Source organism: Acinetobacter sp. YH12120, assembly GCF_013418795.1.
GTDB classification, from domain to species: domain Bacteria; phylum Pseudomonadota; class Gammaproteobacteria; order Pseudomonadales; family Moraxellaceae; genus Acinetobacter; species Acinetobacter towneri.
Genome location: NZ_VPBI01000004.1, coordinates 101477 through 115158, shown reverse-complemented (window position 1 = coordinate 115158; position 13682 = coordinate 101477). Strand labels below are relative to the sequence as shown.

Here is a 13682-nt window from a genome sequence, read left to right as displayed (position 1 = left end):
GGTTAAGCGGGGTGGGGTGTGAAGCATCCTAAAGATTTTTCAACAATGGATTTGGTTGGATCCAAGGGCGTATCGCAGTTAACACGCGGTATCGCAGTTCTAATTTTTATTAAAAACACCAAAGTTGCATCAGTTGACGTGATTCGAGCGCAGGTATTACCAGGCATGTCAAAACGATCTGTACAGCGTTATTTGAGAAATTTGGAAAACATGGGGTTAGTTCGACACATCGGAAACAGTGGGAGTGGTGGGCATAGATATTACTTATCAGGAATGGCCAAGGAATTATTTGAGGTGAAGGGATGAATTTAACAATCGAACAGATGCGGAAAATTGTGGATGGTGCGCCTGATTGGGCTGTGTTCTGGATTACAAGAAATGAGTACCACATTTCAATGTGGAGCTTCCCAAATATGACTGGTCAGCAGAGCTTTTTAATCTCTGACCTCCGCGCCGCTCTAGCCGACCACGACCGCACCGATTATGTAAGTGATATTCGCAATCACATTTCACCCATGACGATTGTGCAGGGGGATTGAGTGTGAAAGCGAATGACTTCCAAGAATGGCTAAAAACAACGCCTGAATACCAAACCTTAGTTTTCCAACACGGTGAGCGTCTGTTCATTCAACGTGATGGTGAGTTTGAAAATCTGACTGTGCGTTTGGCTTATCGGGTTTGGGGTAAACAACAAGTCAATATTGATCAACTCAACAACATGGAGGCTTGCTACATCGAGAAGAAGAAGCAGGTTGAGGCTGTTGATGCTGTTTTGATGAATTGGAGGGGTGAATATACGGAGCACACACATCAGCATGAATGCACCGTAGATGCAGTTTTGAGAACCTGTATTGCGGAGCTTGAGCAAGCCCTGCGAGGTGATGGTGACTAGCATCTCACTTGCTGAATACAGAAAACTTTATGGCGGTGGTCGTAAGACTGCCACTAAGCGTAAGAAAAAGGTCAAAGGCGCAAAGGTGGAAAGTGTGGGTGAGGCAGCGCTGATCCAGCAGCTCAGAGCGTTAAAAATTGAATTTGTGCAGGAATTTAAATTTCACTCAACACGAAAATGGCGGGCAGATTTTCATATCAAGAATACGAAGCTGCTGATCGAAGTTGAAGGCGGTATTTGGAGCGGTGGGCGTCACACAAGGGGCAAGGGCTACATAGGGGACATGGAAAAATATAACGCAGCAACAATGATGGGATTTCAGGTTTTACGGTTCAGCACAGAGCAAGTGACAAGCGGATTTGCAATTAAACAGATTGAAGGGTTGGTGAAGGGATGAATGCAGCAGTGGCGGAAAAGTTTGAACAATTTGAATGGCTGACTCATGGCATTACGGCTAAGTCGCCAAATTTTGAACCAAATGTGCGTGGCACTGGAGAGAAGCCTTTGAATTATGAAGATCGCTTGGGTGCTATTGCATCTATGGAGACGCAATTAGCCAAGTCAGTTACGGCTTTGATTGTATTTGATGGTAAATGTGAGAGTGATTACGAATATGTTCGTGGGCATCTGGTAAATATCATGCTTAAAAACGCCATGGCAGATAAAAAGCGCGAACCTGAACACATCACAATAAATCACATGGCGTACCTGATTGCGCGTATGGTCATAGACTTTGCATTGGATCCTCAGCTTGAGGCTAATTTCACAGCACAGGGGCGTTTGTATTACGCGGGTATTAATTGCCACCAGATGACGGTAGATAATTATCGGATGACATGGAAAACCTATGAAAGACTTATGGTTATGGCTATTGAATCTGCAATTGATGAGGCATCAAAGGCAATTGAAAAGTATAAAAAAAATACTTACAAAGAATTGCGAGCATAAGTATTTCGTTATTCCGAAAACTAGGGTATAGTTTTTATAAGATGGTCATATTATGGCTATCTAGCTTAAAAAGCGAAAGCAAATGACGATCAGGAAAGACTGATAGTAAAGGCTCACAGAAATGTGGGCTTTTTTGTTATCTAAAATTCCACAAACCTGACTCATTGGTGATCTTATGAAATAACGTCAGCCATTTGGCAACTTGGATTTGTGACGCTATGCATTCATTTGCTCAGCTAAAAGCGCAAACGGTGGGATGCTGAAACCAGCCGTATAAATTGGTTTGAATCCAGTGGGATTTCGTCACGCACTGAGTGGGCCCAAGAGAAATACTAGATCTGGGATGACAACCCGACTAATACGGAACGAAAATTAAGAAACCAGATTGATAGCCCATTTCGAGATGATGGATTAATGAGTAGCGTTTGGCCCTGCGAAAAGGGCTTTTTTAATGCCTTGAGAAATGTTCTGTGAAAGCAATATCAAGGCACCAATGGCGGCTTCCTTTAATCGTAGTGGTTTAAATTGAATGCCGTCAATTATTGCGCCATTAGCTCAACTGGATAGAGCATTGCACTTCTATTGCATTGGTTGCGGGTTCGAGTCCTGCATGGCGTGCCAGATTCTAAACCTATCGAATTCGAAACCTTTAAAACTACAAATATCGGAATGGATTTAGCTCCACATATAGAGCTCCACACATAAGGTGATCCGCATGCTCCAATTCCTATTCTGTTTATTCGGCCTGCATGGTGCGACTGAGATTACACGATTGATGATGAAGAAATCAAAGTGTGTCGGGATTGTTTGAAAGAGGTTAGTGGCAAGAGCGATTAATATAATCGTTATATTCATTGATAAATCAGTAAATTGCTCCAAAATGGCTTTGACGAATGGAGATAATTGGAATATTTTGTATATTACCAAGTGTTCAAAAATCTCCACATTTTGAATTTAAAGTTTCGCCCACATCGACCCCAATGGTGTGGGTATTTTTTTGACTAAAATTCGCCGGACGTATTACGGCAATCAAAGCCCCTCGCATTCTAGATGTTGAGGGGTTTTTCTTTTCTTAATGGTGGTGAATATGCGAATGAGTCGAATGAGTTTTGGTATAGCTTTAGCATCAATTGGTGCAATGGCTTTTGGTGATGGAATGAATCGAGCTGCTAATAGCTTGGATGCGTTATCTCAAGCTATGCGATTAACCCAGCCTTCAAAATATAAATCAAAACCAAATCGTATTAGTCAAAAGAAACGTCGGCTGAATGCGCGTCGTCAAGGAAAGCATAAATAAGGGGTTCTCACTATGACAGACAAAGTACAGGCGAAACAAGACTTAGAATTTTGCAGTGCTGAGCTGTCTAAGTATCAAAATCTCAGTAGATCGGGATTGACGCGTGTTGAGATGCTAGCGATAGACGGCATCATGCGCCGATTGAAAGAGCGAATTAGAAACTTACGGAATGTGTTGCTGTGAAACGACCGATGCCGCCTCAAAGCTTACTTAATCTTGATCCTGAAGACCCTATGGGGTTTGAGGCAGCACACGAACTAAAAGAATGGATTTTAAAAACATTCATTGATGAGGATGGTGAGCTACACAACCCTGATCACATGCATATATCGCCGTGGGATGATGATTTATTCATGGTGCTATGGGCATCAAGTGGATTTAAAAAGTCTGAAAAAATTGTTTTAGGTCAGACTGAAAAGTTTGCGCCGATGGCGGGCGGCTGGCGAAAGATGCGTCAAGAAAAACAGATGATTGACTGGTTTGGTTGTGTACCGAATTTCATCATCACGATTGATGCATGGTTTGCACACAATGCCAGTGATACTGATTTTTGCGCATTGATCGAACATGAGCTGTATCACGTGGGTGCTAAAAAAGATGAAGATGGTAACTACCAAATCAGCCCGTCTACAGGTGAGTACAAGTATTACCTAAGACCACATGATGTAGAAGAATTTCACGGTGTCGTTCAGCGTTACGGTGCATCACCAGACGTTCAAAAAATGGTGGAGCTGGTAAATGATGGTCCAACAATCGGCAAGGCAAAAATTGCTCATGCATGTGGTACGTGTTTATTGAAGTTGGCTTAAATTTTTTTGCCTGCTTTGTTATACGTTGTTATACGAAGGGGTGTTTATGGCAACACTTAAAGAGCCTGTAAAAATCTTTATAGTTCAGTCTCTTGCTTGTCGTGATACACCCCAAGAAGTTGCTGAGCTCGTTAAACAAGAATTTAAAATTTCTATTGATCGTGTTCAGGTCGCTTCGTATGACCCAACCAAAGCGGCAGGCAAAAACCTATCAAAAAAATTCGTCGAGCTGTTTCATAAAACCCGCGCAGATTTTGATGCTGGCTTAATTGATATCCCGATTGCAAACAAGCATTACCGCTTAAAACAGTATCAGAAGCAATTAGAGCGCAATGCAAAGAACACAGTGATGTCACTCAAGATTCTTGAACAGGCTGCAAAGGATTGCGGTGGGCAGTTTACAAATAAACAAGAAATCACAGGCGCAGGTGGTGGACCGATTCAGAACGAAAATACAGTAGTTGTTACTGCCACTGATGAGCAGGTAAGGCAGGCGATAAATGAACTCGAGAGCGAATATTGACCCAGTCAAATTAAAAGCAAAAAGAATCAAATGTGAAGATGAGCATTTATTTTTTACTCGGGCATTTTTCCTGCCACGTATGGGGTTTAAATTCTTGGTGAATTGGCACCATGAATATATTGCTGATGCGATTGATAAAGTTATCAGTGGTGAAATTCCCAATCTTGTGATTAACGTACCACCAGGCAGTGGTAAAACTGAATTACTTACCAACTTGATTGCACGGGGGATTGGGCGTAACCAGCGTTCACGCTTTCTGTATTTATCATTTTCACAGTCTTTGGTTGAGGATGTTTCGGCCACAGCTCGAAATATCGTGAAGTCACCAGACTTTCAAGCCTTATGGCCAGTCAAAATTTCAACCAGTACCGATGCAAAGGCATCATGGAAAACCACAGTAGATGGGTATGAGGCGGGGCATGTGTATAGCGCCTCGATGGGTGGTCAGGTTACAGGGCGTCGTGCTGGTACCTTAGCTGATCTTGGGTTTACAGGGGCTATCATTCTTGATGACCCACTTAAACCAGAAGATGCATTCAGTAAGACAGCACGTAACAAAGCAAACCGTAAAATTCTAAACACGGTGAACTCACGTAAAGCTAAATCATCGACACCGATTATTTTGATCATGCAGCGTTTGCACGTTGAGGATCCGACTAACTTTGTTATGACTGGCAACGTACCAGGCGAATGGCATCAAATTTCAATCCCTGCCTTGATTGATGATGATTACATTCAGTCACTGCCTGAGCATATTCAAAAGAAGGTACCGCGTGACGTTGAGCGAGACGAAAAAGGGCGTCAAAGCTATTGGCCATTGAAAGAATCATTGCAGTCTTTGCTGCAATTGGAGAAAGGTGGCCAAGACAAAGATGGCGCAACAGTTTCACGTTACACGTTCAGTAGCCAATACATGCAGCGACCTAAGAAATTAGGTGGCGATCTAATCAAGGGCGAGTGGTTTGGTGAATATCACGAATTACCTGAACTGGTTTGGCGTGCTGTATATGTGGATACCGCTCAAAAGGTCAAAGAAGAAAATGACTTCACTGTCTTTCTTTTGGTTGGTATGGGGGTAGATGGCAAGCTTTATTTGATTGATCTTTTGCGCGGCAAATGGGAAGCGCCTGAGATGAATAAAAAAGCGAAAGCATTTATCGATAAACATAAAGCGTATGACTTCACAACAAAGCCACTTCGATACATGAAAGTTGAGGATAAGGCGCATGGAACTCAACTGGTGCAGTCATGGCAGAAATATGGCGGTATTCCAATTATTCCTGTTCAACGTGAAAAGGACAAATTGACTCGCTTTATGGATGTAGCACCACACCTAGAGAACAACTTTGATGTTTACCCTGAAAATCAAAACAGGTTTGTCATGCTGCCTCGAAATGCAACTTGGAAGCAATCCTTCCTAGATGAGTGTGAGGCATTTAACGCCCAAATGACCCATGATCACGACGACCAAGTCGATACCTTAATTGATGCGATTGAAGATTCAGTCGTGATGTTGAATTACAGCCCACCAGCGGCATAAGGTTTTAAATATGGCTAAGAAAAAACGCAATCCCGAAAGTCAAAAGCCTGTGTCGGGTAACTTAAGTGTGCATGAGGCTGAACAAGCGCTACTCAATTATTTGACTAAAATGCCTGATGTGGATGAGGTACTGCGTAAAGCAGGTATCACAAGACACCGCTTAAAAGTCATGATGTATGACGATGAAGTTTATCAGGCAATTGAGAAGCGACAGGATAAACTGGAAAGTGCTCCATGGCGGCTAGAGCCAGCAGAAGGTATAGAAACTGAAATCCTGTATGCACATCTTCGTGAATGGTGGTCTGAAATCATTTTAGGTGCACAAAATGCACGATGGTACGGATATTCTGTGCTTGAGGCAATTTACTCCAAACTTGAAAACCCAAGGGTTCATATTCAAGGTGATACTGTCACACCTTTCATAGGCTTTGAATGGATTGGTGAAAAGCCTCTGCAATGGTATGAGCCAAAGAGTAATGGAAGTTTGCTTCTTTTAAAGAACTACAACCACACACACCAGGATCAGGAAGTAGATCAGCGTTTTAAGCATTTCTTAACACGCTGTAAATCTACGTTTGAAAATCCTTATGGGGAGGCATTGCTTAGTCGTTTGTACTGGGTTTGGTTCTTTAAAACTAATGGCTTTAAGTTCTGGTCAAAATTTGTAGAAAAGTACGGTATGCCATTGTTGGTGGGCAAGTCATCTACTGGCCACAACCAAGATATGCGGGATGCATTACTAAAAGCACATGCAACTTCTGTTCTAGCGATTTCGAGTATGGACTCTGTAGAACTGCATAGTGCATCGGCTGTAGGTAATGGCTCGCAAGCGTATGAAACATTCGACAAGAATTTGGAACGCCGTATTCAAAAGGTAGTTTTAGGTCAGACGCTCACCAGTGGTACAGATGGCGCAGGCTCACGTGCTTTGGGTGATGTGCATTTGGAAGTCCAAAATGCGAAATACCGTGCAGACATTCGGATGATTACCCCAACAGTGCAGGCGATTATTAATGCATTGTGTGATCTGAATGGTTGGAAGCGCAGACAGATTATTCTTGGTGAGGAAAAGTCACTTGAACCTGAAAAGGCGGAACGTGATGTGAAGCTGAAAGGCGCAGGAGCAAATTTCTCAAACGCCTATTTCATCCGTGAATATGGGTTGCAAGATGGTGATCTGGTTGAGCCGACTCCAGTGGTACCTCATCAATTCACACACGTACCTAAGCAGGTATTCAACTTTAAAGCTAAGCCAAATAAGTTGTCAGGTGCTCAGCAGGAAGTTGAAGAACTGACCGATGGCCAAGATGAATTATCACTGTTGAGCGTGTCTGAAATCCAGCAATTGTTAAGTGAATCGGATAGTCCTGAGTCTTTGGCTTTCAATCTTGCACAGCTTATTCCGAAAGCCACTAAAACCGAGTTCACAGCCAAGTTAGATCAGGCTTTGTATGCTGCAGATATGATCGGGTATGTGGCAGCAAGTGAAGGGGTTTAGCATGCAGCCAGTTACCTTTCTTGAAGCCTTGCAATATGCTCGGCAGCGCAAGATTGTATTGCCTGATGAGTTTTACTCACTGGATTTAAAAACACGGCAAATGGCAACTACGGTTAGCTTTTTGTCGAGCCTCGAGCAAATTGAAACGGTCATTAAGGCAGTCAATAAAGCCATTGCTGAGGGTTCAACCTTTCGTGACTTTCAAAAGTTGGTTGAAAAAGAAGGTATCGAGTTGCCTAAGCATTATCTGGACAACGTATTTCGTACCAATATCCAAAATGCTTACGGTCATGGGCGATGGATCCAGCAAAACCGAAATAAGGCTAAACGTCCTTACTTGATGTACTCGGCTATCAATGACAGTCGGGTACGTCCAAGCCACTTGGCCTTAGATAAGATTGTTTTGCCATTTGAGCATCCTTTTTGGCTGACACATTACCCGCCAATTTCTTTCCGTTGTCGGTGCACCGTGATTGCTTTAACCGAAAAACAGGCATTGAAATACGGTATTACGCCTGACGACAAGTTGCCTGATGTTGCTGAAGTTTTGGATTGGTCATCGCATCCTTTGCAGTTCGGTGAGCTTGAATCATTGGTCGATAAAAAGATTGCTGATTCATCACTGGATAAAGAGTTCTTGCTTGAGCAAAAGCAAGTCATTCAAGCCGAGTGGACAGCATCCAAAAAGCTGACAAGTTTGTTTGCACCTATGGATGATAAGAGTCGGGATTTATTCAACACGATTGCAGACACAGTCATTCCGCTTGATCCAAAGATCAGGCCAACAGCGATTCGGACGTTTATTGATTATGTGCAGGGCAACGACACGGCTCTAAGCGCGTATCTAAATGCGTCTGCAGCTTCACTGGCTGATGATGTACTGAAACGGTGGCTAAGTGCTGACATGGCAGCAATTCAAGCTGTGGCAAGCAATACAGCTTCAACTGTGGTGGGTACTGCAACAATTCAGCAAGTGGCAGCGTATCAAGTTGGGCAGACGGTTCAATTCAATGCGCCGTTGCTGATGGCTGATTCTGCAGGTGACGTTGTAATTCAGATTGAGAATGCTAAAGGCCTAGGCATTGATTTAAGCAAGTTAAATGCAGGGCAAGGGGTTTTGATTCCTTTTGGCTTGTCGTTTGAGGTGGTTTCGATTGAAACAAGTCAAGGCAAGCTGATCTATACGCTCAAGCCTTTGCTGAACTGAATTAAATATGAATATGACCGCTCCTTATGGGGCGGTTTTTTTATGGGTGATATATGGAAACAGACAACGAGCAAAATAAGTTCCTGTTTGCCGTTTCGGCTTTGGATATTGCAAAAGCTGAAGAAGGGAAAAAGCGAACTTTCAAGGGTACCGCCTATGCAGGTGGGCGTGTCGATGGGCATTGGTTCTGGGGACGCAGTGGTGTCGTATTTGATCTTGAAGGCATTGAGATTCCGACACCAACTCCATTACTAGGTGAGCATTTCAGTACGTCCCGCATCGGTGTGGTGAATCAAGTTAGTACCAGTAATGGCATTCATGTGGAGGGTATTTTCTTATCCAATCCTGAAGCACAGCAATTCACACAAGACAGCGACGATGGCTTTCCATTTCAAATGTCTATGTTTATTGACCCGGGCTCTATTGAGGAAGTTTCACAAGGGCAAACAGTCCAAGTGAACGGCCAATCATTTACAGGACCAGTTGCAGTATTCCGAAATAACCGTATTCGTGAATTTACGATTTGCTCAACAGGCGCAGATCGGAATACGTCCATTAAAGCCTTTTCAGGCAAGCCAAACTTAAATCAACCGAAAGAGGACACCGACGTGACCGAATTAGAGCAAGCAAAAGAAGCCTTAAAGAAAGCTGAAACCGAGCGTGATAATGCTCAGGCAGAGCTGAAGCAATTCAAAGCGCAAAAGCGTGCTGAAGATATTGCAGCGCTTGAAGCTGAACTTAAAACACAATTCAGTGCTGATGATAAAACTGCATATACAAATATGGATGACTCGGTCTTTGCCTTTACAGCAAAGCAGTTACGCCAATTTTCTGCAGGTAATCAGCAACCACCAGCTGGTCAACAACAGCAACAAATGCCGTTAGCAAATCCAGCATTTGCTCACTTGTTCACTCATCAAGCAAACGCTCAAAGTGGCATGCAACCATCGGGCAATCAAGAGCATCAATTATCTGCAGGCGCTAAAGCATTTGCAGCTCAGCAAAAGGGGAAGTAATCCATGACTACTGTTTCAGCTACACATGAATCACGTCCATTTAATTTGGATGTGGGTAAAACACGCCGTGTTAATGCAAAAGTCACAACTGCTACTGCATACAAAGAAGGCGACTTACTGGCGCTGTCTGCAGCAAACGTCTTAACCCAAGCGGCCGATGAGTCAAGTTGGGATGTTATTTGTGGTGCAACACTAACAGCTGCACAAGCTACTGCAGCAGCTGCAAACGGTACTGAAATCCCTGTTTATAACGGTGGGGTGTTCAATATTGAGGCTGTATCAATTGCTGGCACAGCACTCGCAACAAGCAAATACGATGCAGCACGCGCTAAAGCATCTAAAAACAACATTGAATTATCAAAGGTGTAAATCATGCCACAAAGTTTTACTATTGATGGTGCTCCGCTGGAGCTATTGGGCGTTGATGAATTAGCATTAATTCATTCAAATTATGAGCCGATGGATACATGGCTTTTGGACAAGCTATTTCCTCGTCGCAAATCATTCACGACAAATGTGGTGCCTATTGCTGAGCTTGAAACTGAATCAGACATTGCTCCATTGGTTGCACCACAGGTGCCAGGTAAGCCATTTGACCGCACCACAGCAATCCAAGTAAGCCACGTACAGCCAGCTTACTTGAAACCAAAGAATCAAGTCACACCTGCAACCGCTTGGGATACCGCTTTATTGGCGCGCTTGCGTGATGCAGGCATTATCTCAACAGGCAACAATCAGTTGAGCACAGCAGAGCAATACATGATTGCTCAGATCGAAACGATCAAGCGTAACCACGACTCGATTGATAATCGTAAAATCCTGATGGCGACTGAATTAGTCACAACTGGTCAGATTGTGCTTGAGTCAGACGACTACACTAAAAACGTGGTGTCTTTTGGTCGCGATGCATCACTTGCATTTACCCCTACAACCGCTTGGGATCAGGCAGGTGCTACACCGCTTGAAGACATGGATACCATGGCACAACGCATGTTGGATGAAGGTGGTGGTGATGCAACCATGATTCTTACAACTGGCAAAGTGTGGTCAGTGTTGGAAAAGAACGCAGCATTCAAAGCCAAGTTTGTTGAGCCGTATGCAGGTATTAGCGTTCCTTATCGCCCAGGTCTAAACGCCTCACGTTCTGCGAAGTTCAAAGGCTACTTGGGTGATATTGAAATTTGGACGTATGACGCAACGTACCGCCACAAAGGGCAGGTGAAACGCTTCATTCCAGTGGATTACTTTGCGCTTATTTCTGACACCAATGGTTATGTGACGCAATGTAAGATCGAAAACATCCATGCAAATGGCTTGGCTTTAGAATACTTTGATCGTCAATGGTATGAAGAAGATCCAAGCGGCATCTTACTTATGACTGAATCAGCTCCACTGGTTGTACCATCAAACAAAAATGGTATTTGCGGTGGTACTGGCTTCATCACGGTATAAGGAGTGACGTATGGCTAAATACATTGCAACGCAGTCCGTAGGTCAGTATCTACCAGGCGAAACAGTCGAGGGTCTTAGTGCAGAACGTGCTAAGGCCCTTTTAATTATGGGTGCGATTAAAGAAGTGGAAGCTGATCAAGAGGAAACTCAGGAAAAGCCTGCACGCCGTACTCGCTCGACAGCTGAGTAAGTCTTATGTATGCATCACGAGAGGATTTAGTAGCTCGGTTCGGCATACATGAGGTAGAGAATTTAGAAGCAATGCAAACAATGAGTAAAGCCATTGAAAACGCATTGCAGGATGCAGCAGAGGAAATTGATAGTTATGTTGCGGTTAAGTATGAACTGCCATTACCTAGCATTCCGAGCACATTAAAACGTGTGGCGTGCAACATTGCGCGCTACCGTCTTTACTTTCAGCAACCAACTGAAGAGGTTGAGAGCCGCTATAAGGCGGACATTGATTTCTTAAAGCGGGTTGCAGATGGTAAGGCTGTTCTAAATATTCTCAATGCTGAAAACCAAGTCACTGAAGAAAAACCAGTAAACAAGCCATCCACAATGCCAATTGGTACCAGCTACACAGGTGGTGTGTTTGGTGACTCCACTTTAGACATGATGCCTAGCATCAAGTGAGGTGTGTGTGGCATTTGCAATCACGATTAAAGCTGATAGCTCACCTATTGAGGCGATCTTTGCACACTTAAATCAGTTCGATGCTGATAAGTCAGAGATGTTTAACGACATTGGCGATAGCATGCTTTATGCGACAAGAAAGCGATTTCAGTATCAGCGTGATGTTGATGGTAACCCGTGGAAGGTGTCATGGCGTGCCCGTTTGCAAGGTGGGGAGACAGGACGTAATGATGGACATTTACTCAATGGTATGAGCTACAACGTCCTGAACAATGGCGTAGAGTGGGGTGCTAATCAAACCTATGCGCATGTTTTTCATTATGGCGCTCATATCATCCCTAAGAACGGTCAGTACATTACGTTTGCAGTGGCAGGACAATATCGAAAGGTAAAAGAGGTGAATATTCCTTCTCGTACTTTTCTTGGTATTAACTCAGAAGATGAGGCGACAGTCTTAGATATTGTTGGGAGTTTTATAGATGACTACATTCTTCGCGGTGCGTGATGAAATTGCCGAAAAATTGGATGAAATTCCAGAACTACGGAAAATTTATACACCACTTAATTCGGTAAACGTGACTGAAATGTCACAGGTCACACCATCTGCCCATGTGAACTTTGTGCGTATCGACCTGAAAGACTCCAAAGGCAACAGCAAGTTGAATCAGATCGGTCAGCAATGGTCGGTTACGGTTGCATGTCGCAATGCGCAATCACAGTTAAATGATGGTAGTGCTGTAGCAGATGAGGCGGGCGCATTGACTGAAAAAGTCATTCAGCTTTTGGCGGGATGGAAGCCATCATCTTCGCGTATTCCATTGCGGTTTTTGTCTGTGCGTGATGGATATAGCTCAAGTTTTGCATACATCACCATTATTTTTGAATCTGAAAAGTTTATCTAGGAGCCATACATGGCGAAACAATATAAAGCCTTAAAGCCTGTAGGTCGCTTTCAGGTTGGCGAATTGGTCGGTGGTCTGAATGAAGATCAGATCAAAAAATTAGTTGCTGATGGTGTCATTCAAGAAGTGAAAACCACAGCTGCAACAACAAAGAAAACTACGGGAGATGCTAAATAATGAGCACTCAATACATTTCGCTACAAGGTGAGTTTTATTTATCTAAAATCACTAATGGTGTGGCAGGTGCAATGCGTCATCTGGGCAACGTACCAGAGTTTGAATTGGAAATCAGTGCTGAAGTGCTAGAGCATGTTGAATCGATGACAGGCAAGCGTACAACTGACTTCACCATGGTTCAAACTACAGCGGTAAACTTCTCTGGTCAGCTTGAAAAAGTGGATAAAGAAAACCTGAAATACATCGTTTCTGGTGAAACCACGGAAGTGACCACTCAAACCATTACTGATGCAAATATTGGCACTGTGGTGGCAGGTCAGGAAATTAAGCTTGGCGGTTATAACTTGTCTACCGTGTCATTTAAGGATTCAACAACTGGAACAGCGGTTACAGTAGACCCAACAAAGTACACAGTGGACTTAAAGTTCGGTACGGTTGTTTTTAACGATGTTGCAGGTCTCACCATGCCACTTTTGGCAAGCTACACTACTGGTGCAGTAACGCATACAACACTAGCATCGGACTTTGAAACAGAATACGAGCTGTTTTTCAAAGGCATTAATACGGCTACTGGCGAGCACATGGCAGTTCGTTTATGGCGTACTAAGAAGTCACCTGAAACCACATTCCCACTGATTCATGAAGAATTAGGGCAATACTCTATTTCAGGTCAAGCGTTGTCAGACGTTTCAAAACAAAGTGATGCAGCGCTTGGGTTGTATGGTCATATCGTAACGATTCCATCGGTACAAGCACCTTAAAACCTATACAGGCACAAGAAAACT

The 13682-nt window shown here is 43.5% G+C and carries 20 protein-coding genes and 1 tRNA gene; all 21 read left to right on the top strand.

Annotated elements, in window-relative coordinates:
• Window positions 1-18 precede the first annotated feature (18 nt).
• The 21 genes from FTU58_RS04230 to FTU58_RS04130 all read left to right on the top strand — a co-directional run bounded on the left by FTU58_RS04230 (window position 19) and on the right by FTU58_RS04130 (window position 13658).
• Window positions 19-306: a hypothetical protein gene (locus tag FTU58_RS04230; RefSeq protein ID WP_373886001.1), complete on the top strand. Its 288-nt coding sequence runs from the start codon at window positions 19-21 to the stop codon at window positions 304-306.
• Entirely contained in the window at window positions 303-539 is a 237-nt protein-coding gene (locus FTU58_RS04225) for a hypothetical protein (RefSeq protein ID WP_180062108.1), read from the top strand. Before FTU58_RS04230 ends, FTU58_RS04225 begins: the two co-directional genes overlap by 4 nt.
• Before the next feature lie 2 nt (window positions 540-541).
• On the top strand, window positions 542-892 hold the full coding sequence (locus tag FTU58_RS04220; protein ID WP_180062107.1) for a hypothetical protein: 351 nt from the start codon (window positions 542-544) through the stop codon (window positions 890-892).
• Window positions 885-1289: a DUF559 domain-containing protein gene (locus tag FTU58_RS04215; RefSeq protein WP_180062153.1), complete on the top strand. Its 405-nt coding sequence runs from the start codon at window positions 885-887 to the stop codon at window positions 1287-1289. The genes FTU58_RS04220 and FTU58_RS04215 overlap by 8 nt, the downstream gene beginning before the upstream one ends.
• On the top strand, window positions 1286-1840 hold the full coding sequence (locus tag FTU58_RS04210; RefSeq protein ID WP_075174457.1) for a hypothetical protein: 555 nt from the start codon (window positions 1286-1288) through the stop codon (window positions 1838-1840). Before FTU58_RS04215 ends, FTU58_RS04210 begins: the two co-directional genes overlap by 4 nt.
• Window positions 1841-2384: 544 nt before the next feature.
• Window positions 2385-2461, top strand: a tRNA-Arg gene (locus tag FTU58_RS04205).
• A gap of 472 nt (window positions 2462-2933) precedes the next feature.
• A complete protein-coding gene (locus tag FTU58_RS04200) occupies window positions 2934-3137 on the top strand; it encodes a hypothetical protein (RefSeq protein WP_257222327.1) in 204 nt (67 codons plus the stop codon).
• Window positions 3138-3316: 179 nt separating this feature from the next.
• Entirely contained in the window at window positions 3317-3946 is a 630-nt protein-coding gene (locus FTU58_RS04195) for a putative metallopeptidase (RefSeq protein ID WP_373886000.1), read from the top strand.
• 46 nt (window positions 3947-3992) lie between these two features.
• Entirely contained in the window at window positions 3993-4469 is a 477-nt protein-coding gene (locus FTU58_RS04190) for a DUF2280 domain-containing protein (RefSeq protein WP_004973644.1), read from the top strand.
• Window positions 4447-6009 (top strand): phage terminase large subunit, encoded by a 1563-nt coding sequence (terL, locus tag FTU58_RS04185; protein WP_180062106.1) that lies wholly within the window; start codon window positions 4447-4449, stop codon window positions 6007-6009. Before FTU58_RS04190 ends, terL begins: the two co-directional genes overlap by 23 nt.
• Window positions 6010-6019: 10 nt before the next feature.
• Complete coding sequence (locus FTU58_RS04180; RefSeq protein ID WP_180062105.1) at window positions 6020-7507, top strand: DUF935 family protein; 1488 nt, start codon at window positions 6020-6022, stop codon at window positions 7505-7507.
• A gap of 1 nt (window position 7508) precedes the next feature.
• Window positions 7509-8714, top strand: coding sequence for a phage minor head protein (locus FTU58_RS04175; RefSeq protein ID WP_180062104.1), 1206 nt, complete (start codon window positions 7509-7511; stop codon window positions 8712-8714).
• Between the two features lie 53 nt (window positions 8715-8767).
• The gene (locus FTU58_RS04170) at window positions 8768-9730 is read left to right on the top strand and encodes a hypothetical protein (protein ID WP_180062103.1); all 963 of its coding nucleotides are present in this window, start codon (window positions 8768-8770) and stop codon (window positions 9728-9730) included.
• A 3-nt stretch (window positions 9731-9733) separates the two neighbouring features.
• Entirely contained in the window at window positions 9734-10099 is a 366-nt protein-coding gene (locus FTU58_RS04165; protein ID WP_004973656.1) for a hypothetical protein, read from the top strand.
• A gap of 3 nt (window positions 10100-10102) precedes the next feature.
• Window positions 10103-11182: a major capsid protein gene (locus FTU58_RS04160; protein ID WP_180062102.1), complete on the top strand. Its 1080-nt coding sequence runs from the start codon at window positions 10103-10105 to the stop codon at window positions 11180-11182.
• Between the two features lie 10 nt (window positions 11183-11192).
• Window positions 11193-11372, top strand: a complete 180-nt coding sequence (locus FTU58_RS04155; protein ID WP_180062101.1) for a hypothetical protein — start codon at window positions 11193-11195, stop codon at window positions 11370-11372.
• Window positions 11373-11377: 5 nt separating this feature from the next.
• A complete protein-coding gene (locus tag FTU58_RS04150) occupies window positions 11378-11818 on the top strand; it encodes a gp436 family protein (protein ID WP_180062100.1) in 441 nt (146 codons plus the stop codon).
• A gap of 7 nt (window positions 11819-11825) precedes the next feature.
• The gene (locus tag FTU58_RS04145) at window positions 11826-12323 is read left to right on the top strand and encodes a phage virion morphogenesis protein (protein WP_180062099.1); all 498 of its coding nucleotides are present in this window, start codon (window positions 11826-11828) and stop codon (window positions 12321-12323) included.
• Window positions 12298-12720, top strand: coding sequence for a hypothetical protein (locus FTU58_RS04140; RefSeq protein ID WP_180052050.1), 423 nt, complete (start codon window positions 12298-12300; stop codon window positions 12718-12720). The genes FTU58_RS04145 and FTU58_RS04140 overlap by 26 nt, the downstream gene beginning before the upstream one ends.
• Before the next feature lie 9 nt (window positions 12721-12729).
• Entirely contained in the window at window positions 12730-12897 is a 168-nt protein-coding gene (locus FTU58_RS04135) for a hypothetical protein (RefSeq protein WP_180061106.1), read from the top strand.
• Window positions 12897-13658 (top strand): hypothetical protein, encoded by a 762-nt coding sequence (locus FTU58_RS04130; RefSeq protein WP_180062098.1) that lies wholly within the window; start codon window positions 12897-12899, stop codon window positions 13656-13658. The genes FTU58_RS04135 and FTU58_RS04130 overlap by 1 nt, the downstream gene beginning before the upstream one ends.
• Window positions 13659-13682: the final 24 nt, after the last annotated feature.